The organism is Lacibacter sp. MH-610, from assembly GCF_045780045.1.
In the GTDB taxonomy this organism is placed as follows: Bacteria; Bacteroidota; Bacteroidia; order Chitinophagales; family Chitinophagaceae; genus Lacibacter.
Genome location: NZ_CP116002.1, coordinates 711,919 through 734,854, shown reverse-complemented (window position 1 = coordinate 734,854; position 22,936 = coordinate 711,919). Strand labels below are relative to the sequence as shown.

Here is a 22,936-nt window from a genome sequence, read left to right as displayed (position 1 = left end):
TTTTAACTTTTACCTTATGCTTTATTCCGGTTCAAAGCCAAGCATAAAGGTGAAGCGGGTTACATCCCTCAACTTGGCATTGGGGAAATAACGATCCAATCCTATACCATAGTCAAAGCCCAGCAATCCAAACATCGGCAGAAAGAAACGCATACCTAAACCGGTACTGCGGCGCAGTTTGAAGGGGTTGTAGTCTTTAAACTCATACCATCCGTTCGCTGCTTCAAAAAACCCAAGTGCAAAAATGGTAGAGCTGGGGTTGGTGCTGAGCGGATAACGCATTTCAAGACTGTACTTATTAAAGATGGTAAAGAACTGGTTGGCTGAAGTTTGACCCGTGTTATTAATACGTGGGTTGCTGTTATCATATACCGGGTAACCACGATGGGCAATGATATCAAAACCGATAATACCAAAGTTGTTCTGCAAACCTGCATCACCCACCTGGAAACGTTCAAATGGTGAAAGCGGAAGATTGGTATTGTAACGACCTAAGAAACCAAATTTAGCTGCTGCACGCAGTACGAACTGGCGGTTCTTTTCAGCACCCATCGGTTTACCGATAGGAATAAACCACTCATAATTCAAACGCCATTTATGATACTCCACCAAACGGAATTTTTCGGCAGGATCAGAATACTTGTTTACATCCCTGAACAAACTCCATGGCGGTGTAAAAGTTGCCGTTAATGAAAAATTAGAACCGCTGCGTGGGAATGTTGGCTGATCCACACTGGAGCGAAGCAACTGGAAACGGATATTCAGGTTATTGCTCAAACCGCTATCCAATTCCGGGAACAGTGCATACTTCTTTAATTTGTATTGGGTATAACTTAAAGAGGTGATGAGTGTAAAATAATCATCAGGCCATTTTAATTGCTTACCGAATGACAAAGTAGCTCCCATAGTACGCAAATAACTATTGTCATTAGAACGGGAGCGCAACGGTAAGCCTGTAACAGGATCAAACGCATTACTTAAACGGGTGCGGAATAAACTAACGGTAAGATTATTTCTTTTTTTACCGCCTAACCAAGGCTCTGTAAACGAAAAGTTTTGTGTACTGAAGGACGGACCGTTTGATTGTACACGCAATGATAAACGTTGACCATCACCACTTGGAATACCATCCCACTGTTTAGGCTTGAACAGTTTTTTAGTTGAGAAGTTATTAAAGGTTATACCCAGTGTACCTGTTAAACCAATAATACCACCCCAGCCGGCGCTCAACTCCAATTGGTCACTGGATTTTTCTTCTAATGAATAATTGATATCCACTGTACCATCATCAGGATTAGGAACCGGGTTGATGCCTATTTTCTCCTGGTTAAAATAGTTTAATGCAGAAAGTTCACGCTGGGAGCGGATAAGATCACTACGGCTGAATTTTTCGCCGGGGATCGTACGTATTTCACGACGGATTACATGCTCCTTTGTTTTATCGTTTCCTGCAATATTTACAGCACGGATGGTTGCTTGCGGACCTTCTGAAATTCGCACTTCGTAATCAATAGTATCACTATACACTCTTGTTTCAATCGGTTCAATACGGAAAAACAAATAACCATCATCCATATACAATCCGCTGATGTCGCCACCTTCCTGTGAAAGTTGTTTACCCAATCTTTTGTTGAGTGTTTCCAGGTTATAAATATCTCCTTTACGGATGCCGAGCAAACTGGTTAAAATAGAATCACTGTACTTAGTGTTACCCCTCCAGGCTATATCACCAAAATAATATCTTCTTCCTTCGTTTACTTTCAGTTCTACTACCAGGTTTCCTTTCTTGTTGTAATAGCTGGTATCTTTTTCAATCACAGCATCACGGTAGCCCAGTGAATTGAAATACTCCAGCAGTTTTTCTTTGTCCTCTTCGTATTTCTTTTGATTGAACTTGGCAGATGATAATTTGAAACGGAACCAGGGATCAATAAAATCTTTGATACGGCTTACATGCAAAAAGTCTTTCCTGGAAAGAAACTGTTTGAAAGTAGTACTGTCTTTTCTGCCGAAAACGGGTTGTTCCTCATCTGGTTTTAATGTAATGCGGGCTTTTTCTTTAGTGCCTTTTAACTGCTTCTTGAGTTTAAGATCACTTACCGTTTCATTGCCGGCGATATAGATATCTTCAATCTTTACTTTGCTGCCCTTGGTAACATTAAACGTAAGATCAATAAAGTTTGGGTTGATGGAGTTTTTGGACTCATCAATTTTTACTGATACTGTACGATACCCCTTCTCAACGTAAAACTTTTCAATACGTTCTACAGCAGTGCGTCTCAGGTTTTCTGTAATAACTTTATTAGGAGTGAGATTGATTTTTTCTTTCAATTCATCTTCTTCGCCTTTACGGATGCCTTTTATAAAGTAAGAACCGAGACGGGCACGTTCTTTTACATTAATCTCAATGTAAATATCTCTTCCATCTACTCTTGTTATGTAAATAGCCACATCTTCAAAATACTGCTGGCGCCAGATATTGATGATGGCCTTGCTGAACAAATCACCACCGGGCAGAAAAACACGATCGCCAACTGCCAGCCCGGAAATGGAAACCAGCAACGAAGAGTCAAATGTTTGTGAGCCGGTGATTTCAATACCTGCAATGATGTATTCTTTTGGTGTTTTGGAATTAAAAATAGCTTCCAGTTCAGGATCAACTGATACACCCGGCGTTGTGTCACGCACCTGTGCGGTTGACAGGGATACAAAGAACAATAAGCAGATGCTGAGTAGAGGTATAATGCGCTTTAAATACATTCAATTCAAGTGGCCTGTTTATGGGTTTGCTTATTCTGCCTTTGGCCGGGCGGCAAAATAATTGGTTTTGCTGAAACTCTTTGTTAAAACAACCATGTTCTTTGAGAATTAAGAAGATGTTACAGGAGCCGGTGTTTTTAACTGCTCCCCTGTTTTTCCAAAGCGGCGTTCTCTTTTCTGGTAGTCCAGGATGGCTTCGTACAGATTTTCTTTTCTGAAGTCGGGCCAGCGAACATTGGTGAAATAGAGTTCTGCATACGCTAACTGGTATAAAAGAAAGTTGCTGATGCGGTACTCACCGCTGGTGCGTATCATCAGCTCCGGATCAGGAAACTCACGGGTGGTTAAATAATCCTTGATAGTGTCCTGGTCTATTTCAAAAGGCTGCAGCTTACCGCTTTTTACATCGGCTGCAATGCTTTTAATAGCATTTACAATTTCCCAGCGGCTGCTGTAACTGAGGGCCATAATTACATTCAGCCCGGTGTTGTCTTTTAACTCCCTTAAACTTTCCTGCAGTTCTTTTCTTGCATAATCAGGGAGCATATTAATATCACCAATCACATGCAAGCGGATATTGTTTTTTTTGAGGGTTCCTGTTTCCTTGCGGATGGAATCTACCAGCAGCTCCATAAGGCCGGTTACTTCTTCTACCGGGCGGTCCCAGTTTTCAGTACTGAAAGCATAAAGGGTTAAAAACTTTACACCCAGCTCTGCACATCCCTCTACAATATTGCGAACGCTTTCCACCCCATGAAAATGACCATACAAACGATCCTGACCCTGCTCCTTTGCCCAACGCCCGTTACCATCCATGATGATGGCAATATGCTGCGGCAGGCGGCTCATGTCCAATTGTTCTTTAAGGGAGGTCATAACCCTGAAAATTTAAGGGCACGAAGGTAAGGAATCCCCATGGGTTTGAGTCAGTTTGATGAGGCATAGTTTTAGAGCTGTTTTTACTGAAAACAAAGCCTGCAAAAACAAAAAGACCCCGGGATTTCGGGGTCTTTTTAAAAGAATACAAATAGCTTATTGCGTTAATTTATACTCGCCTTTGTAAAAGTCAACAGTAAACTTATAACTGCCATTGGTGGGTGGAGCAGGAATATCAGCGCCTTCTCCTTTAATCTTGCCACCTAAACCGGCATTGGGAGCTCCTGCATTTTCAGCACCGTATTTTTGACCCCAGCTTCCGTTTACAGGTAAGAGCAGGTAGGCCTGGCCTGAAGTAAAGTTGAGTGTAATATCCCACTGTGCTGAGTTACGTCTTGTTAACTGCTGCTGCGGTACAGGAACAGGATTGTTCCAGCCACCGGGAGTTGCACCGCCCACCATGAATAAATCATTTGGCAGACCATTTACAATACTGATTGGCTCGAGTTTATAACGTCCTTGCTGGAAGTCAACAGTAAACTTATACAAGCCGGTTGTAGCAGGCGAAGTAAAATCAGAACCCGGACCCGTACTGAACTGGAAAGAACCTTGCAGATCGCCACCCTGATTAGTAGGCGTTGTAGTTACATACTTAGTTCCCCAGCTTCCGTTTTCAGGTAAAAGCAAATAACCCTGGCTGCTGCTCAACTGGAATACACCACCCCATGTTGTTTCGTCAATTCTTGCAAATTCCTGGGATGGAACCGGCACCGGATTGTTCCAGCCACCAACAGTTGCACCACCGATAATGAACAAGCGCTGTGTTACAGGCAAAGCAACTTTGGGAGGAATTTTATAAGGAGTAGCCCTGATTTTTAAAATGTTAGAGATTTTACGCTCATTGTTATTGGCATGAGATGAAATAACACGCACATCTAAATCATATGCTTTATTAAATTCAAATCCCCAGGCCAGCATTACGGCGTTCAAGTCCTTCGCAATAATAGAGTCAGTGAGCTTACCGGAAAAAGTTTTTGAATAAGCTCTTGAAAAATTACGATTGGTTGAATCAATCTCCAGGATATACTTAGTGGTAGTAGCCGATGCATACTTTGGATCCGTCCAGTTTAAAATAAGGGAAACCTTATTAGAGTCTGAAGCGTTAGGCGCCACTGTAGCTGTGGGTGTTGAAAGTACAGGAGCTGAACCATCAGCAAAAGTTTTTAAGTCTTCTGCTTTTTCGCAGGATGCAAATGCAAGCATGGCAGCCAGTGCAAAAGATGAAATTTTATTAAATAGTTTCATATCAAAAATGATTTAGAATGTTATTGTCTCACCACCTGGAATTTACCCAATTGGAAATCCAGTGAAATTTTAAAGGTACCACCGGGTGTGGGCGATAAGAAATCCTGCCCGCCACCACCTTTATATACAAAGTCGCCGCCACCTGTTGTAGAAGCACGGTCCACACCATCTTCAATACAATATTTAGCACTCCAGCTACCCATAACAGGAAGAATGAGATAACCATCGTTGGCATTGAGGTTAACCACCAGGTCATACTGTGTTCTTGAACGGCGTGTGAATTTCTGGTTGTTGATAAAAGGAGCGTTTAAAGGATTATTCCATCCGCCGGGACTTGCACCGCCTACCAGCCATATTTCATCGTTAACAGGTGTTGCTGTTTTGGGAGGAGGAGGGAACGGGCTTGCTGTAAATGTTACTTTATTGGGCGATAACAACTTTACAGCATTGCCAATGCTTGAAGAAACCCTTGCTTCAATTGTGTATACACGACGGGGATCATTTACAAGGTTCATACCCTTTCCACCGTTTAAGCCCGTTGTAAGGATTTTATTAAAATCACCTACACTATAAGCCACAGATAATTCGTTGGCAATTACCAGTGATACTTTTGCACCGCTGTTAAAGTTGCCGCCAACTGTATCCATTTCCAAAGTATAACTTACATTTTGCGAATTAATACCTGTATTGAAACGATATTCAGGGTTGGTCCAGTTAAAGCGGATGGCCTGGTTATTTTCCTGGCCTGCCTCCAGCCGAACTGTTGTAGTAGAAGCGGTTAAATTGGGAGGAGTACCGCCCTCAAAATATACTTTGTTCTCTGTTTTTTCGCAGGATGCCAGAAACACGCCGGCAAGAACGAAGGAGAGATTGATTATTTTTTTCATACTATATGAATTAATTAGTTTAATAACCGGGGTTTTGCTTCAAATTAGGATTGGTAGCAAGTTCTCTTGATGGAATGGGGAAGAGTTTACGGTTAGGATCAACACCTGTTCCATCTTTAACTCCGCCTTTCCAGGGCCATAAATAACTTGCTTCTGTAAAGCGTGCGAAACGAATTAAATCTGTACGACGGAATCCTTCCCAATACAATTCACGGGCACGTTCGTCCAGGATATAATTCAAATCATAGGTACCAATGCTTCCGGCTGTTACCTGTGCACGTGTACGCAAGGCATTCAGATAAGATACAGCCAGTGCATCAGTGCCACCGCTGCCGCCACGTTTTACTGCTTCTGCATAAATCAGGTACATTTCTGCCAGGCGGAATACCGGGAAATCTACATCAGAGAAAGTACGCTCTGGGTCTTTACCAAAGCCACCCGTTCTGGTTCTGTTGCGGTATTTGATAACCGCTAACCCGTCTTTAAAATCAGAGATGTTATTGATCTCCAGATTTTGAGAGCCTTGTACAAATTGTGCTCTTGTATCACCATTTCCATTGATATCAGGAAACAGCAAGGGAAGGTTCTTAGTAGTGCGGATACCACCCCATCCACCTAAACCTGAAACTGTTTGATCCATATCACCACCTACTGATCCGTTTACCAGGAATGTAGTAGCACCGAAGTTGCGGGTGTTAATACCATCATAGTTCAGCGTCCAGATAAACTCAGGATTATTCAGATTGTTATCGGCCAGCATTAACCAGCGGTAGTTGGAAAGCAAAGTGTATCCTGCATCAATTACACGCTTGGAATAAGTGATCGCTTCAGTGAACTTAGGAGTTCCTATGTAAACACCTGCATTCAGATAAAGACGTGCCAGCAATGCCCATGCAGCCGCTTTATCAGCACGGCCATATTCATTAGTACGTGGTGCTGCCAGGTCGCCATCAATGGCTTTCAACTCATTTTCAATGTACGTAAACAGTTGGGTCCTGTTAGTTTGGGGAGGATTGATTTTTCCAATACCATCAGCATCTGTTGCAAATGGAGGATTACCCCACAAATCCATTAACACCCAGTATTGATAAGCACGGAGAAAGCGGGTTTCTGCACGCATTTGAGTAATTTTTCCCTGAATGGATGAGAGGCCTCTGCTGCTTAATTTTTCAGGAGTGCTTTCTCTTAAAAATTCATTACAGATAGAAATTACATACACGCATCTTGCAAACAAACCGGTAAGCATGGGGTTTTGTGCGCCCCAGTTCATGTTATGAAAATCCTGGATACCGGGATCGTTCCAGGCTACTACTGCTTCATCAGTAGATAACTCCTGTGCTTTCCAGTAAAGACGAAGAAAGTCGGCGGTACCGGCGTCAATACCTGCAATATCGCTGCTGCCGGGTCCATTGCTGCCGGTTAAGGCCATACTGCTGTAAGCCTTGGCAAGAAACTGAGTGTAGCCTGCTTCTGTTTTAAACACATCTTCAGAGGTGAGTGTGTTTGGAGGCAATACATCCAGCCTTTTATGACAGGCGTTTAATAAAACACCTAAACATAAAATCGAAAACAGTTTTAATGATTGATGTATCATATCTAAGATTTTATTTTTTTAGAAATCCATATTTACGCCAAACACAAATACTCTGGGTCTGGGATAAATCACGTTATCAATACCTGAGAATACTTCAGGGTCAATTCCTTTATACTTTGTAATCAGGAACGCATTTTGAATGTTTGCTGAAAGCCTTAACCTTGTCTTCTTAATTACTTCTCCCAAATCATAACCGAAGTTGATATTATCCATGCGGATGAAGGAAGCGTTCTGGATGTAATAATCAGAAGAGTACTGATTGTTTACAAACCCTGTTTCCAGGTAATCACGTGATGCATTCTGAATAAAGCCTAAAGGATTAATGATCTGGCGACGAACACCAAGATTAGAAGCAATGTTGTTATAGTTATAGTTTCCAAAGCTGCCTCTCAATACAAAACCTGCTGTTAACCGCTTATAGCTGATGGATGAACTTGCGCCAAGGAACACTTTTGCATTTCTGGATTGATAGAGATAATTGTCATCATCATTGATAATACCATCTCTGTTCAGATCTTCATACAAACCCTCAATAGGCTTGTCATTTTTATCATATACCTGCTTCAAAACACGATATGTAAACGGTGCATAACCTGACTGGTGTACCTGGATGATATTACCGGTACCACCCTGGATACCTCCTGCCTCAATGAAAAACTTAGGATCAGGATTGAGTGTAAGATTGGTTACAATCGGGTCGGTATAAGTTACGTTGAAACCAAGCTCCCACTGGAGGTTCTGATTTCTAACAGGCACTGTGTTAATGGTAACTTCAAAGCCCTTATTTTCAATATTGGCTACGTTTGTAAGCAGGAAGTTGCTGAAGTTAGTGAACGATGCAATCGGAATTCTTGAAAGCAGATCTTTTGTTTTACGCTGAAACACTTCAAAAGTTCCGTTGATACGGTTATCAAACAAGCCGAAATCCAAAGCAACATTTATATTTTCTGTTGTTTCCCATTTCAGATCCGGGTCGTAAGCTGCAGGAGTTACAGTATTGATGGGGCTGAAATTATTACCAAACTGGTAAGTGGATTGATTACCACCAATTGAGTAACGGGGAATATATCCATACAAATCAATACCATCCTGTTGTCCCGTAACACCCCAACCGGCTCTGAGCTTTAATTCAGATATTACTTTTGAATTCTTTAAGAAAGCTTCTTCACTGATTCTCCAAGCACCTGCAACCGAAGGAAAGAAACCCCAACGTGTATCAGGACTGAATCTTGAAGTACCATCCGTACGGGCATTCACAGTAACAATATATTTACCGGCAAGAGTATATACCAAACGACCATAATAAGAGATCATGGCATATTTATCTTCCTGAGAAATAAAATTAGGTTGAGAACCCGCTATAACTGTTCCATTAAACTGACGGTCAGGATTGTTGAAAGAATAAAATTTAAACTCCTGGAATGCATGACCGGCCATTACATCAAACCTGCTGTTGATGGATTTTACATCTTTTACATAATTGAGGTAAAACTCATACAGATTGTTTTTGGTTTGACTGAAATAAGGTCTGTATGATCCTTTACGTCTGTATTCAGAAGCAGCACTGTCAGAATTTTTATTGAGGCCCTGGCCTTGCTGAAAATCATAACCCAGGTTCAGATTAGCTCTCAATCCCTTTAAGAAAGGAACCTGGTAATCCAATTGAAGATTACCAATGCTTCTGAACACTTCGCTTGTATTATCTCTGAGGTTAATGAGTCCTAAAGGATTACGGTTAGAAAGCTGTAAAGGAAGGTTGGGCTGACTTGGATCAGGCCACTCCCAATATCCGCCCCATTGATTAGTGCCGGAACGAACAGGCTTGGTAGGATCAAATGTTACTGCATTTCCTACAGCACCTTCATCTGAAAAATTATTGGTTGTACGTACACCTTTCAGGTTGAGGTCTACTTTGAGTTTATCTTTCAAAAAACGGGGACTTAAGTTGATGGCACCGCTTAAACGCTGGAAATTACTTCTGAGCAAAATACCATCCTGGTTCAGATAACCGGCAGATAAACGTAAAGGCAATTTGCCTTTTGCAATTGCACCCGTTGCACTGAAGTTAATATCCTGAGACCATGATGTGCGGAAAACCTGGTCCTGCCAGTCTGTATTTGCATTGGTTAATTTACTTGTGAGAGATCCTTCTGCTCTTACAATTTCTGAAACCTCCTGAGCGGATAACACATCAATTTGTTTGGCGGCCTGCGAAACAAATGTTTGAGCACCGAAATTGAAAGTCATCTTTCCTTTGCGTCCTTTTTTGGTTGTAATTATGATAACGCCATTAGAAGCTCTTGAACCATAGATAGCTGCTGCCGAGGGATCTTTTAAAATTGAAAAGTTTTCAATGTCATTAGGGTTTACCAGGTTTAAAGGATTGGAAGAACCGGCAACACCTCCATCAACAGGTACTCCATCAATGATGATGAGCGGACTGTTACTTGCATTTAATGAAGCGCCACCCCTGATGCGAATGGTACTTCCGCTACCGGGAGCACCACTATTAGGAGTAATCTGCACACCGGCTACTTTACCTGCAATTAATTGCTCCGGTGTTTGAATAGCACCTTTTACAAAATCTTTGGAGGTAACTGTTGCAACAGCACCGGTAAGATCTCTCTTACGCTGGGTACCATAACCTACCACCACTACCTCGTTAAGGTTGGATTGAGAGGCTACCAGATTGATGCTGAGATCCGTTTGAGCACCTACTGCTACTTCCTGGCGGGTAAAGCCTACCGAAGTAATAACAAGGACAGCATTATTATTATCTACAGTAATACGAAAAGCACCGGTGGCATCTGTAGTAGTACCACGGTTGGTTCCTTTAACAGTAACAGATGCTCCTGCAACAGGGCTTCCATCTTTACTGTCAGTCACCTTGCCTGAAACGGTTTTACCTTGTGCAAAACCAACTTGCGCTAAAATCAGGAGCATCGGAATCAACATCCCCACTCTGATAAGCAGACGTTTTAGATCCATAATCAATAGTTTAGGTTTTAAGAGACTGCAATTTATAATGAACAAAAAATTTACAACACTTATGCGGTCTTCAAAGGATATGATTGAAAGCAGGTATTGAACAAATGGTTATCAGCAGGCACCTTTTATATAAACAAGTAGCCTCTTAGAATTGCTGCATCACGATTTTTTCATAACGCACCACATTATCTACTCTCACCTGCAGCAGGTATTGACCCGGTGTTACTGATATACCGCCAAACAAATCTCTGTTCAACTGCTGCACCTGGTATCCTTTTAACTGGAATCCCATATTCTTGGTTGCCATTACCTGCCCCTGCATATTAATCAATTGAATGCTCACCTGTCCGCTCTTAGGCAATTCATAGGTAATGGTTGCCTGCTGCTGCACGGGATTAGGCGATACTTTCAGTTTAAACTCATTGCTATTGGCAATAATATCCCGAACGTTTGTAACAAGACCACCGGGAATGTTCTGATCAATATAAACTCTGTATCCTCCTGCCGGAAGTGTTACACTCTGCGTAGTATTTGATACAACATAGGTTCCTCCATTAGTGTAATCGTACCAGGTTCCTGTTGCAGGAAATGTTACTGACTGTATCTGTGTGCTATTATTAAAGTTTGCTACTACCACCATCTTTAAGGAGGCATGGTTAATCACCACCGTTTTCCAGAGATTGCTTCCTAAGCTGGTACCGGTTGAAATGGTAGTACGGTTAAACGCATCAGGCTTTTGCTTACGCAGTTTGGCCATCGCTGCAAATACTTCATACAAACGGCGACGGTTCGTATTCTGGAAATAATCCCAGCGGATAGGTTTAGGATTTGTTCTGCCACCATTGGAGTTAATGGAGAAATCATAACCTAACTCTCCAAACTGCCAGATCATTTTAGGACCCGGAATAGCCATTAGTACAGCCGCCATTGCTTCTGTACGTGCCAGTGCACCATTCAGGTTGCCGGCTACAACAGAACCACCTGCATTGAGTGCATTAAACATTACACGCTCTTCATCATGACTTTCAGCATAAGCAATTAAACCGGGTTTATCATCTAAGAAGGCATCGTTCCAGAAACTTCTGTTTTTCCAGTAAGCTGTATTCACGTCTGAACCGCCGGCATTACCTGTAACATTTGCAGTAAACTGATCGGTCATTTTACCCCAGAGCAACATGCCACGTTTTGCTAATTCTGCTTCTTCATCAGGATTACCCAAGTGCTCCAGTATGCAATAAGAGCTATTGGATACAGATTGCATTTTGTTATAATAGTTCTGCCAGATATCAACACGTCCCTGGTTATAGGAGTTCCAGGCGCCGATGTTGCCGATTGTATTGTTCGTAGTAAATCCTTTACTTAAATCCCATCGGAACCCATCCAGTTTATACTCTGTGAGCCAGTGTTCAATAAAGCGTTCCGTGTGATATCTTGTGGGCGCTACATTATGATTAAAATCGTTAAACACGTTAAAGTCGTGTTGCGCTGTTTCATAAAAATAAGGACTGTTGGCAGCCGGCCTGCTTAATGAACTGTTCCACCACAAGGCTGCTAAAGGAGACTGACCCGTAGCATGATTAAATGCAATATCCATAATCACCGCCATGCCATTATTATGCGCCGCATTGATGAATTCTTTCAATGCATTCTTGGTACCATACGCTTTATCCGGAGCAAAATAATACATGGGATTATAGCCCCAACTGTTATTACCATCAAACTCGTTAAACGGCAGTACTTTAATGGCATTGAAACCAAGAGCCGCCAGGTAAGGAAGTGTATCTTTTAAAGATTGCCAGTTTTGGTTGAATACAAAATCACGAACCAGCAATTGATAAATAACAAGGTTGTATTTGTTTGGACGCTGATACGCTCCGTCCGTCCAGCCAAATGGAGCTTCGCCGGGTGTAATCACACCAACAATACCCGAGGTTTTTCCGGTAGGATAAGCAGGCATATTGGGAAAAGTAGCAGATGCTATAAACCGATCGTTATTTGGATCAAGCACCAACTCGCTGTATGGATCTGCTACACGAATGCTGTCATCCACCAGGTATTGAAAACGGTATTGCTGCCCGGGTGTTAAACCGGTGATTCTGGCCCAGTAGTAAAAGTTTCCGTTGCCATCTACATCACGGCTCATTAAACCGGAACAGGTTTGTGTCCAGTTATTGAAATCGCCGATAACAGATACACGTTGCTTGCCGGGCGCATAGAGAATGAAAACAGCTTCTGTATTATTATTTTCAAACGTAATACCATCCTTTCTTCCTGCAGGCCGTGCTCCTGTTGGGTAAACAGCAGGAGGAATAAAAAAGTTAATCGTATCACGAAGCGTGGTTGCACCATTGTTTGCTTCCACCGTAATGGCCTGCTCACAGTTAGTGGTAACATTAGCAGTACCACTGGCCGTTGTTGCATTAGTGGCTGAACCGATCTGGTTATTATTAAAGCGGAGTGTGATGGCCGCATTCTGAGATGTAACGGCTGTTACCGGCAAGGATGTTACACCGGTGCCAATGGGCTCCGGAATCATATTGTACATCGGCTGCATGGCAGGTGAGGTAAAGCGTACAGCAAACTGTCCGGCTGAATAAACAGGGATATACATATCACTGCCATCAATATTGCGTTGAACCAATGTACCTGCCTGGTTACGGAATAGGATGCTGATGCGGAGAATCTGCTCACCCGCAGGAACATTATAAAAAGCACGGATGTTAGGAATCGTAAAACTCCAGGTGTTAGTAGAACCTGTTGCCTGTGGTGCATTAGTAGTACCCCATTGACCCTGCACATATTTCCAGTCAGATGGAGAAGTGCTTGCAGATGTAATAACACCTGTATGAAGATATACCGGACCGGCAAAACCCTGTAATCCTTTGTTTCCTTTGGTAGCATCTACAGTAATAGTAATGCTGCTGTTATCAGTTGGGAAGTTGGGAGTCCATGTTAAAAGCTGGGCGTAAGAAACAGCATAGACAAGAACAGAAAAAACAGTAAGTAGAATTTTCTTCATACAGCGAAGCTTTATCATAATCAATTTTGTTTGCCGCCTGTAAATATCAGCCTCAAAAGCTATAACGTTTGCACTTGTTTAAGATTCTGACTGATAATTACTTAAGCTCTGAACAGTTGGGCCAACAAAACTAATAAAGAGCCCCTGCCTCAAGTTGAACTATAATTCCAATTTCTTGCACTATATTTCCAAGATTGCCTAAATTAGCACTATTTAAAACCTGTGGTTTTATGAAAGCAGAACTGGAGAAAATTGTACCGGGCGAAGGCAAAACCATTTTGGTGGCGTACCGTATGAACCTGCCTTATCTGGAATATTATTGGCATCACCACCCGGAGTATGAACTCACTTTTAAGATCAATATAAAAGGGAAACGCATTGTAGGCGATAGTTACGAAGATTTTCACCCCGGCGATCTTGTTTTAATAGGCCCGGATCTACCGCACACCTGGGTAACCAACCGGAAGGAGAAACATAAAAACTGTGATTTTGTGGTGATCCAGTTTTCCAATAACCTTTTCAACAGCTTTACACATCTTGGAGAATTTGACCGTATCAAACGGCTGCTCCAAAACAGCAAACATGGATTGCATTTTAAAAACAGCAAAGCATTAAAGGAAAAGATCCTTGGTCTTCCTGAAAAAATGGGGATTGAAAAAATAACGGATCTCATCTGGATACTGGAACAACTCTCCCGGCAAAAAGGAAGAAAGCTGGCATCGGCTGATTATGAAATCACACAAGCCATTGGCAGAGAGCAACGCATCAACAAAGTGTGCAATTACCTGGAACAGCATTTTTCAAAACCTATCAGCATAGAAGATGCAGCCAAAATCATTAATATTTCCAAGAGCGCTTTTTGTAAATTCTTTAAACGCACCACCGGTAAAACCTTTTCTGATTATCTCAATGAAATAAGAATTGGTTATGCCTGTTATCAACTGCTGGAAACAGATAAACCTATTGCCGGTATTGCACGCAGTGCCGGTTTTGATTCGGTATCTTATTTCAACAGGGTTTTTTATAAAAAGAAAAACAGTACCCCAAGGGAGTTCAGGAGTGAAGCTGCATAAGAAGTTTCTGGTTTCTGGTTTGAAGTTTATAGTTAAGGACTCATAGTATAGAATTACTTCTTCCTTCCTATTTCCTACCTCCTACTTGTTTTTCCTACTTCTTCCTCTCATACACCACTTCTCCACCACAAATGGTTTTGAGCACTTTGGTTTTGAGAATTTCTTCAAAGCCGGCGTTCATTAAATCAGTATCCAGTAAAACAAAATCAGCCAGCTTTCCTTTTTCAATACTTCCTTTTTCCTGTTCTTCAAAATTGGAACGGGCAGCCCAGATGGTCATACCACGCAAAGCATCTTTCCGGCTCAATGCATTTTCCATCTGGTAGCCATCTGCAGGCCATCCTTTGGCATCTTTACGAAACACGGCTGCATAGAATGTTTTAATGGGGTCAATATCTTCTACCGGAAAATCAGTGCCCAGCGGAATCCAGTTGTTTTGCTTCATCAAATCATTAAATGCATAAGCGCCTTTCACCCGTTCTTTACCAAGCCGCTGTTCGGCCCAATACATATCGCTGGTAGCATGTGTGGGTTGTACGCTGGGTATAATGCTGTAAGTGCCGAAGAGATTGAAATCATTTTGATTCACCACCTGTGAATGTTCAATACGCCAACGCAAATCATTCTTCTCTTTTAAATACTTACCGTAAATATTGAGGATGGTTCTGTTGCCGCTATCGCCGATAGCATGCGTACACATCTGAAATTTATTTTGATAAATAACAGCAGCCACTGAATCAAAATGTGCAGGATTGCTCAATAAAAATCCATGGTGATTGGCCCTGTCACTATAAGGCTGTAATAAACACGCACCTCTTGAACCCAAAGCACCATCCGCATATACTTTAAAGCTCCGCACATTTAACCAATCGGTTTTAATCATACCCCGCTTGAAAATGTAATCATAGTTCTTTTTAGCATCGCTGAGCATTACATACAAACGCATTTTGAGCTCACCGCTTTTATAAGCAGCTTCAATATGTTCTACCTGGTCAAAATCCAATCCGCAATCATCAATAGTGGTTAACCCTGCAGCAAAACAATTTGCCTGTGCTTTCAGTAATGCTTCTTTTGCCTGTGCTTCATTCGCATTGGGAATAATACTGCCTACCAGGTCAATCGCATTGTCAATTAATACGCCGGTTGGGTTACCGTTTTTCAAAATCACATCACCGCCCACCAACTTTGTAGCAGCGGTAATGCCTGCTTTTTGAAGTGCGTAATTATTTACAATAGCAGCATGACCATCCACTCTTGTTAATATAACCGGATTGTCAGGGAAACGGGTATTCAATGAATCGTTAAACGGAAATTCCTTTTCCTGCCAATCATTCTGATCCCATCCACGGCCAATGATCCACTCACCTGTAGGTATGCTTTTTGCATAAACATCTAACCTTTGTAAAATTTCGCTCCAGCTTTCTGTGCCCACTAAATCACATTCTCTTAGTCCTAATCCATAACGGTAAAAATGAGCGTGTGCATCAATAAAGCCGGGATATAAAAATTTACCTTCCAGGTCTACCTGTTGTTTGGCATTGAATTCTTTTAGTAATGCTTCTTTAGTACCTGTTGCAATAATCTTTCCGTCTTTCACCGCCACTGCTTCTGCTGTACTGAAAGCACTGTCAACTGTGTAAATAGTTCCGTTATACAAAAGCAGGTCTGCTTCGTTGTTAGTGGAGCAACTCATGAGCAGGCAAATCATGCTGAAAAAAGCAATATAATTTCTCATACTTTAAAAATTGAAAACGAATTTAATTTGTTTTGGTTGCAACAATACTAATTTTACTTTCTCATTTTTATTTATGTATTCAGCATCGGCCACCAAAACACTGCAGGAGCAAACCAATAAACTGCTGCAGCAAATCAAACAAGACCCTCCCGTTTCTTCTGTCATCAATGAATTAAGGAATGTACTCCGCTTTCATGAATACCGCTATTATGTTCTGAATGATCCGCTCATCAGCGATTTTGAATATGATACACTGTACAAATCATTAGAGCAACTGGAAACTGCTGATCCTGCATTGATCACACCGGATTCGCCTACACAACGTGTAGCAAAAGGTTTGGGTACCGATTTTCAGAAGGTAACACACCTCGTTCCGATGCTGAGTTTAGAAAACTCCTACAATGCAGAAGACTTGATTGACTGGGATCGTAAAGCCAAAGAATTAACCGGTAAAGAAGAAGTGGAGTATTGTGCTGAACCGAAGTTTGACGGGGCCGGTATTTCGCTCATCTATGAAAATGATTTGCTGGTGCGTGGAGCTACACGTGGTGATGGTACAGAAGGAGAAGATATTACTACCAATATCAAACAAATCCGTTCGATTCCGCTTTCAGCAGCTTTCAGCGAGTACGGTATTCAGCAAATTGAAATACGGGGTGAAGTGCTGATGACGAAAAAGAACTTTAAAGCGTACAATGATAAACTGGCTGAAGAAAATTTACCACCCTTAGCCAATCCCCGCAATGCTGCCAGCGGAAGTCTGCGTATTAAAGATGCAAAAGAAGTAGCGAAAAGAAATTTAGAAGCGTTTCTGTACCATGTAGGATATGTAATGAAATCGGAAGTGCGAAGTACGAAGTATGAAGTACCTCATACTCATGCTGATGCTCTCTCGATGTTATGGAATTTGGGTTTCAGAAGTCCGGAGAACGAAAAGAAAATCATCAAGGGTATTGAGGGTGTGATAGCTTTTTGTAAGGAGTATGAAGCAATGAGAGATACACTTCCTTATGAAATTGACGGCATGGTAATAAAAGTGAACGACCTGGAACTGCAGGAGAAAATGGGCATGACCAGTCATCATCCACGCTGGGCCATTGCTTATAAGTTTAAAGCAAGACAAGCCACCAGTAAGTTACGTGCTGTTGAATACCAGGTAGGACGTACCGGCGCTGTTACTCCTGTTGCAAAAATTGATCCCGTGCCGATTGGTGGTGTTACGGTGGCAAGTATTTCATTGCACAATGCAGATTTTATTGCTGAAAAAGATTTACGGCTGGGCGATAGTGTTTTGGTGGAACGTGCCGGTGATGTGATACCCTATATTGTAAAATCATTTCCTGAGTTACGGAACGGCACAGAAGAAATCATTGTGTTTCCAACACATTGTCCCGTGTGCAGGCACGTGCTCGTAAAACCGGAAGGCGAAGCAGTATGGCGTTGCAACAATATCAATTGCGAAGCACAGGTGGTGGAGCGTATTATTCATTTTAACAGTAAAGATGCCATGGATATACGTGGTATGGGCGAAGCGAATGTGCGGAAGTTTTATGAACTTGGATTTTTAAAAGATATCCCATCACTCTACCAACTGCCTTTTGAAAAAATCAAAGAGATGGAAGGTTTTGGTGCCAAAAGTATTGACAACCTTAAAGCCGCCATTGAAAACTCCAAAAGCCAACCTCTCTACCGTTTGATTTATGCACTGGGTATTCGTTTTGTTGGTGAAGCCACTGCAAAAACATTAGCGAATGCTGTGAGCTACCTGCCCGATCTGCAACAGAAATCATTGGAAGAATTACAGCAACTGGAAGATGTTGGTCCAAAAGTTGCAACAGCTATTTATGATTTTTTCCAGAACAAAGAAAACATTGAACTGCTGCAGCAATTAGAAGCACTGGGTGTGGTATTGAAGAATGAGCATAAAGAAATTCACAGCAGCGGTAATTTAAACGGGCTCACTTTTTTGTTTACCGGCACTTTACCCACACTCAAGCGAAGTGATGCGGAGCAGATGGTGGAAGCAAACGGCGGCAGTATACTAAGCGGTGTTAGTGCTAAACTCAATTACCTCGTAGTAGGAGCAGATGCGGGTAGTAAACTGGAAAAAGCAAAAAAACTCAACACGGTAAAGATTATTACAGAAGAAGAATTTTTGAACATGCTTAAAAATTAATAGATATACTTGACATTACCGTTATCAGTTTTGTATATTTATCAACCAATCGTTTTATATGATCAAGAAACTTGCCGGTGAACAATGGAAACAAATGCAATTTACTGGTTGGAGGTTATTGAAGCGCCGGTATGCAGTTTCCACCTAGGGACGTTGTTGCAGTTATACCAAAGACATAATGGATGATGGAAAATTACTGGATGGTTCTCTTACCACCGGTTATAAAACATTAAACCTGCACCGCCCGGGTAACAAAGGAACCATCTACCTGCATCGTGAAATTGCAAAACTCTTTTGTAAAAAAGGATCGCCACGGCAGAAGTTTGTGATTCATATCAACCACAATAAAACAGATAACCGTGCTGCCAATTTAAAATGGGCTACACTGGAAGATATGGCTGCCCATCAGCAACAAAGTCCGCTTAAGATTGCTTATAAAAAATTACAGAAAGAAAGAAGCGCCACTCAAAAAGGATTAAAGCTTACACCCACACAGGTGAAAACAATCAAAAAAATCATTCATGATCCCAAGCGCTCCATCACTTATAAACAGTTGGCAAAAAAATACAATGTAAGTGAAATGACTTTATACAGAATACGCAGCGGCGAGAACTGGGGTGCGGTAAAAAGTTAATAGCCGGTAGTCGTTAGCCTGTTGTCCTTAACATTTGCTAATTCTGGTTTTCACACATTGTTTATTCACTATTGCCTGTTCACTATTCACCATTGACAATTCACCATTCACAACCATGCTTCAATCAGCAACACTTCAATTTTTAAAAGACTTAAAGAAGAATAACAATAAACCCTGGTTTGATGCCAATCGTAAACGATACGAAGCAGCCAAAGCAGATATAGCAGCTTTTGTGCAAAGCATTATTGAGGCGCATGCTAAAAAAGATCCGTCTATTGCACACCTGCAGGCCAAAGATTGTATGTTCCGGATTAACCGGGATGTTCGTTTCAGCAAAGACAAAAGCCCGTATAAAACCAATATAGGAGCATTCATTAATCCCGGAGGTAAAAAAGCAACAACAGCAGGTTACTATCTGCATATTGAACCCGGCCAATGTTTCGCCGGTGGCGGTATGTACATGCCCATGCCGGATGAGTTGAAGAAAGTGAGACAGGAAATTGACTACAACTTTGCTGATTTTAAAAAAATCATCCAATCAAAAAAGTTCAAAACTGTTTATGGCGACCTGGACCGCAGTGCCGAATACCTGCTGAGCCGTGTACCCAAAGGCTATGAACCTGATAACGCAGCAGCTGATTATTTAAAACTGAAAAGTTTTGTAGCCGTTATTAAAATAAAAGATGCAGATGTGACTTCTCCTGCTTATAAAAAACAAATCCTTACTGCGTTTGAATCGCTGCAACCGTTGAATGAATTCTTAAATGAAGCAGTGAGTACTACTGAATAAAGAAAAACGGCAGCAATCATTTGCTGCCGTTGTGTCTTCCATCATAAAAGTCCTTTACTAACTAAATACTCTGCAATCTGCACCGCATTGGTAGCAGCACCTTTGCGCAGGTTATCGCTCACAATCCACATATTGAGTGTGTTGGGTTGTGTTTCATCTCTTCTCAGCCTTCCTACAAAAACTTCATCTTTTTCATGGGCATCCATGGGCATGGGATATTGTTGAGTAGCATTATCATCAACTACTATTACTCCCGGAGCAGATGATAAAAGACCTTTTACTTCATTCAGATCAAAATCATTTGCAAATTCCACATTCACACTTTCACTATGACCCCCCATTACAGGTATGCGCACGGTAGTAGCGGTTACACGAATGGAATCGTCACCCATAATCTTACAGGTTTCTTTCACCATTTTCATTTCTTCTTTGGTATAACCGTTTTCAAGGAACACATCAATCTGCGGAATTACGTTCAGATCAATCGGATATTTATAAGCCATCGGATATTCTTCATTCTTTCCGGCTACTGCTTTATTACGCTCTCCCATCAGTTGATCCACTGCTTTTTTACCGGTACCGGTAACACTTTGATACGTTGATACCACTACCCGTTTGATTTGATATTTTTTATGCAGAGGCTGCAACGCCACAACCATCTGAATGGTAGAGCAGTTGGGGTTCGCAATAATTTTATCGTCAGCAGTCAACACATCTGCATTTACTTCAGGCACTACTAATTTTTTGGAAGGATCCATACGCCAGGCGCTGCTGTTATCAATCACCGTAATACCTGCTGATGCAAATTGGGGAGCCCACTCCAATGAAGTACTGCCGCCTGCACTGAAAATAGCAACCGCAGGTTTGGCTGCAATTGCATCGGTCATGCTCACTACTTTGTATTTCGTTCCTTTAAACTCCACATCTTTACCTACTGATCTTTCAGATGCAACGGGTAATAATTCGGATATGGGAAAATTTCTTTCGGCCAGTACCTGCAACATTTTTGTTCCTACAAGTCCGGTGGCGCCTACGACTGCTACTTTCATTTTTTGCTTTCTGTCAGACGCCCTCGTCGGACAGATTTGTTTTTAAGTGATTAATAAATTCCGTCCGACGAGGGCGTCTGACGGGTGTAAAAAAATAAGACCTTCCGTTTGAGGGAAGGTCTTCGTATGTTTAATACAACAACGTACAAGTTCACCTTCCCTGCGGAAACTGTTTTTTTGTGCGTTTTGTATGTTTGGTCATCAACATGGCTTCAAAAATAAACTGCCTTGCTTAGTTTGCCAAATTGTTTTTTGAAATTTTACAGAACAGTTGATAGCTTTTTCTTTATTAGTTCTACATTTAAAGCATGCTTTTACGATTTCTTTCAGCAACACTTGTTTGTTTCTTTTGGGGTTTGGTTGGAGTGAATGCACAAGCCCGTTATGATATTGTGATCAGTGAAATCATGAGCGACCCAACACCGCAAGTAGGTCTGCCTAATTTTGAATGGATTGAAATCAGGAATACATCTCCCAATCCAATCAATATCCAGAACTGGCGGGTGGGTGATGCCGGTGGTGTGAGCGGTCCGCTTCCCAATTTTATTTTACCGCCAGACAGCAGTGCCATCATCTGCGGCACTACTGCCGCCACTACCATGCAACAGTTTGGGCGAACCTTTGGTGTTACTTCGTTTCCATCATTGGCCAATGAAGGGGAATTGATCTTTATACGTAATGCAGCAGGTGTAACCATTCATGCGGTGGAATACACATTTTCCTGGTTTAACAATGCCGTAAAGAGTGATGGTGGATGGACACTGGAAATGGTGGACACAAAAAATCCCTGCAGCGGTGCCAGCAACTGGCGTGGAAGTGTGGATGTGAGAGGCGGAACGCCGGGCATAAAAAACTCTGTTGACGGAACTAACAGAGATCAAACACCGCCTCAATTAATCCGGGCATTTGCAACCGATAGTGTAACAGTGGTACTTACATTTAATGAACCGTTAGATAGTTTACGTGGCGCTACAGCTGCTAATTATTCCATCAGCAATGGTATTGGAACACCCGTAGCAGCAGTTACGAATCCGCAATTATTTAATACAGTTCAACTGCGATTGAATGCACCCATTGTCCGCAACACTACTTACACTATTACAGCGACCAATGTGGGTGATTGCAGCGGCAATACAATCGGTGGTTTTAATACGGCAAAGCTGGGCTTGAGTTCGCAGGCTGATAGTTTGGATGTAATCATCAATGAAATATTATTCAATCCAAAACCTGATGGTACCGATTATATAGAGTTGTACAATAGAAGCAATAAGGTGCTTAATCTTAAAAATTTATTCTTAGCTAACAGAAGCAGCACAGGAGCTGTTGCTAATCTCAAACAGATAAGCCTCGTGGATGTGGCTCTGTTTCCTGCTGAATATATCGTTATAAGTGAAGATGAATCATTGGTGAAGCGTCAATACACGGCAAAAAATCCAACTGCGTTTATTAATCTTTCTTCCATGCCATCGTATAGTGATGACAAAGGAAATGTATTGCTCTTAAACAATACCGGCGCCATGGTGGATGATTTACCTTATGATGAAAAATGGCATTTTGCTTTGCTTGATAACCGTGAAGGTGTAGCGCTGGAACGCATTAACCCCAATGCTGCTACCAAAAACAAAGATAACTGGACCAGTGCTGCTAAAGATGCCGGTTATGGCACGCCCACTTCTCAAAACTCACAGTTCCGCCAGGATTTACAGGTGCAGGGTGAAGTAATTATTTCACCTGAAGTATTCTCTCCCGACAATGATGGATTTGATGATTTTCTCACTATCAGCTATCGTTTTCCGCAGGCGGGTTATGTGATGAATGTAACCGTATTTGATGCCAACGGAAGACCCGTGCGTGCTTTGCAACGAAATGCTTTATGCGGACAAACAGGTTCCTTTCGCTGGGATGGGCTCAATGACAAGTTTGGTCAATTGCCACTAGGCCCTTATGTGATCTTTACAGAAATTTTTAATCTCGAAGGAAAAGTAAAACGCTTTAAAAACCAGGTGGTGCTGGCAAGGAGATTGTAATAGCTGCTGTTGTTTCCTGAATC

General features: G+C 41.8%; 14 protein-coding genes. 5 read left to right on the top strand and 9 right to left on the bottom strand.

All coding sequences use genetic code 11. The annotated features are described in order from the left end of the window. Nucleotides 1-21: 21 nt before the first annotated feature. From PDL71_RS03325 to PDL71_RS03295, 7 genes are all read right to left on the bottom strand, one after another. Complete coding sequence (locus PDL71_RS03325; protein ID WP_407525306.1) at nt 22-2,760, bottom strand: outer membrane protein assembly factor; 2,739 nt, start codon at nt 2,758-2,760, stop codon at nt 22-24. A gap of 108 nt (nt 2,761-2,868) precedes the next feature. After that, nucleotides 2,869-3,636 (bottom strand): isoprenyl transferase, encoded by a 768-nt coding sequence (locus PDL71_RS03320; protein ID WP_407525304.1) that lies wholly within the window; start codon nt 3,634-3,636, stop codon nt 2,869-2,871. Between the two features lie 156 nt (nt 3,637-3,792). Next, nucleotides 3,793-4,941 (bottom strand): SusE domain-containing protein, encoded by a 1,149-nt coding sequence (locus PDL71_RS03315; RefSeq protein WP_407525301.1) that lies wholly within the window; start codon nt 4,939-4,941, stop codon nt 3,793-3,795. Between the two features lie 20 nt (nt 4,942-4,961). Beyond that, nucleotides 4,962-5,828 (bottom strand): SusE domain-containing protein, encoded by an 867-nt coding sequence (locus tag PDL71_RS03310; protein ID WP_407525298.1) that lies wholly within the window; start codon nt 5,826-5,828, stop codon nt 4,962-4,964. Nucleotides 5,829-5,847: 19 nt separating this feature from the next. After that, a complete protein-coding gene (locus PDL71_RS03305) occupies nt 5,848-7,422 on the bottom strand; it encodes a RagB/SusD family nutrient uptake outer membrane protein (RefSeq protein WP_407525295.1) in 1,575 nt (524 codons plus the stop codon). 18 nt (nt 7,423-7,440) lie between these two features. Beyond that, entirely contained in the window at nt 7,441-10,410 is a 2,970-nt protein-coding gene (locus PDL71_RS03300) for a SusC/RagA family TonB-linked outer membrane protein (protein ID WP_407525292.1), read from the bottom strand. A 145-nt stretch (nt 10,411-10,555) separates the two neighbouring features. Beyond that, nucleotides 10,556-13,429, bottom strand: a complete 2,874-nt coding sequence (locus PDL71_RS03295; protein WP_407525289.1) for an alpha-amylase family glycosyl hydrolase — start codon at nt 13,427-13,429, stop codon at nt 10,556-10,558. A 230-nt stretch (nt 13,430-13,659) separates the two neighbouring features. On the opposite strand from PDL71_RS03295, the gene PDL71_RS03290 reads away from it, so the two are divergent. Continuing rightward, complete coding sequence (locus PDL71_RS03290; protein ID WP_407525286.1) at nt 13,660-14,502, top strand: AraC family transcriptional regulator; 843 nt, start codon at nt 13,660-13,662, stop codon at nt 14,500-14,502. Between the two features lie 94 nt (nt 14,503-14,596). Here PDL71_RS03290 and PDL71_RS03285 read toward each other — a convergent pair whose 3' ends face one another. Next, nucleotides 14,597-16,237: an amidohydrolase gene (locus PDL71_RS03285; RefSeq protein WP_407525284.1), complete on the bottom strand. Its 1,641-nt coding sequence runs from the start codon at nt 16,235-16,237 to the stop codon at nt 14,597-14,599. A gap of 73 nt (nt 16,238-16,310) precedes the next feature. On the opposite strand from PDL71_RS03285, the gene ligA reads away from it, so the two are divergent. From ligA to PDL71_RS03270, 3 genes are all read left to right on the top strand, one after another. Then, nucleotides 16,311-18,413, top strand: a complete 2,103-nt coding sequence (gene ligA / locus PDL71_RS03280) for an NAD-dependent DNA ligase LigA (protein WP_407525281.1) — start codon at nt 16,311-16,313, stop codon at nt 18,411-18,413. A gap of 178 nt (nt 18,414-18,591) precedes the next feature. Then, the gene (locus PDL71_RS03275) at nt 18,592-19,047 is read left to right on the top strand and encodes an HNH endonuclease (protein WP_407525278.1); all 456 of its coding nucleotides are present in this window, start codon (nt 18,592-18,594) and stop codon (nt 19,045-19,047) included. A 115-nt stretch (nt 19,048-19,162) separates the two neighbouring features. After that, nucleotides 19,163-19,837: a DUF2461 domain-containing protein gene (locus PDL71_RS03270; protein ID WP_407525275.1), complete on the top strand. Its 675-nt coding sequence runs from the start codon at nt 19,163-19,165 to the stop codon at nt 19,835-19,837. 41 nt (nt 19,838-19,878) lie between these two features. On the opposite strand, the gene PDL71_RS03265 is transcribed toward PDL71_RS03270, so the two are convergent. Beyond that, complete coding sequence (locus tag PDL71_RS03265; protein ID WP_407525272.1) at nt 19,879-20,886, bottom strand: aspartate-semialdehyde dehydrogenase; 1,008 nt, start codon at nt 20,884-20,886, stop codon at nt 19,879-19,881. Between the two features lie 308 nt (nt 20,887-21,194). Between PDL71_RS03265 and PDL71_RS03260 the strand changes: the two genes are divergently transcribed. Then, a complete protein-coding gene (locus PDL71_RS03260; RefSeq protein ID WP_407525269.1) occupies nt 21,195-22,913 on the top strand; it encodes a lamin tail domain-containing protein in 1,719 nt (572 codons plus the stop codon). Nucleotides 22,914-22,936: the final 23 nt, after the last annotated feature.